This is a genomic window from Mesorhizobium sp. M1E.F.Ca.ET.041.01.1.1 (genome assembly GCF_003997355.1).
Lineage (GTDB): Bacteria > Pseudomonadota > Alphaproteobacteria > Rhizobiales > Rhizobiaceae > Mesorhizobium.
Genome location: NZ_RZSL01000961.1, coordinates 1 through 1,506, shown reverse-complemented (window position 1 = coordinate 1,506; position 1,506 = coordinate 1). Strand labels below are relative to the sequence as shown.

General features: G+C 68.3%; 1 pseudogene. It reads left to right on the top strand.

Features of this window, described 5'->3' with window-relative positions:
- Window positions 1-1,506 (top strand): annotated as a pseudogene (locus EOA38_RS36385) (calcium-binding protein); the annotation flags it as partial.

The following is a 1,506-nucleotide window of genomic DNA, read 5'->3' as shown; positions in this document are numbered from 1 at the left end:
ATGCCAGCGGCACCGGCGCCTTCACCGGCGGCGCCAACAACATCGCCAATAGCGACGGCACGGCGAGCGCCACTGCAGCCAATATGGCCAACGGTGCTGTCGCCATCGGCAACAACAACAAGGCGATCGGACAGGGCTCCGTGGCGCTTGGCAACGGTTCCACCGCCGGCGCCGCCGGCTTCGTCGGCAACGTCGCGCTGGGCAACGGCGCCACCGCGACGGCAAGCTCCGGCGATGTCGCGCTGGGCTCTGGCTCGGTGACTGCCGCGGCGGTCGGCACACCCAGCGCGGTGATCAACGGCACGACCTACGCCTTCCAAGGAACCACTCCGACCTCGACGGTGAGTATCGGCGCGCTCGGCGCGGAACGCACGCTCACCAATCTCGCGGCGGGGCGCATCAGCGGTTCCTCGACGGACGCGGTCAACGGCTCGCAGCTCTTCGCGACCAATCAGGCCGTCGACAGTCTCGCCAGCACGATCACCAACATCAACAATGGCGGCGGCATCAAGTATTTCCACGCCAACTCGACTCTGGCCGATTCCCAGGCCGTGGGAACGGATTCGGTCGCGATCGGCCCCAATGCCGTGGCGACCAATGCCGGCGACGTGGCGATCGGCCTGAACGCCGTGTCCGGCACCACGACCGCGGTTGGCGGCACGACGATCGGCGGCGTGAGCTACACCTTCGCCGGAACCACGCCGGCCGGCGCCTTCTCGGTCGGCTCGGCCGGCGCGGAGCGCCAGATCCAGAACGTCGCGGCGGGGCAGCTGAGCGGCTCGTCGACCGATGCGGTCAACGGCTCGCAGCTCTTCGCCACCAACCAGCAGGTGACGCAGAACACGACCGATATCGCCACCAACACCACCGACATCACCAATCTCGGCAACGCGATTACGAACATCGCGGGCGATACCTCGACAACCTATACCGACGCCAATGGCGACGGCATCCGCTACGTGCGCACCAACGACACGACGCTGCCGGTCACCGATGCCTTCGCACAAGGGGTCGGCTCCTCCGCGCTCGGCTACCAGGCGACGGCGTCCGCCGGCGATTCGCTGGCGCTCGGCCGGGGCACCCAGGCCACGATACTCGGCGGCGTTGCGCTCGGCGCCGGCTCGGTCTCGGACCGCGCGGTAGCACCGGTATCTGGTTCGATCCTCTCCGGCACCGGCCTCATTCCCTACAACACCACGGACCTGACGCTGCTCGGCGCCGTGTCGGTGGGCAACTCGACATCCTATCGCCAGATCACCAACGTGGCCGACGGCACGGCGGACCAGGACGCCGTCACGCTTCGCCAGTTGAAGGGCGCGCTGAGTTCCTTCGCGGTGACCGGGACCATGTACTTCCACGCCAATTCGACGGCCTCGGACTCGCTTGCGGTCGGCACCGATTCGGTGGCGATCGGCCCGCGCACCACCGTCAACGGCGACAACGGCATCGGCATGGGCAACGGCGCCATCGTCCAGCAGACCGCGCCCGGCGGCATCGCCATCGGCC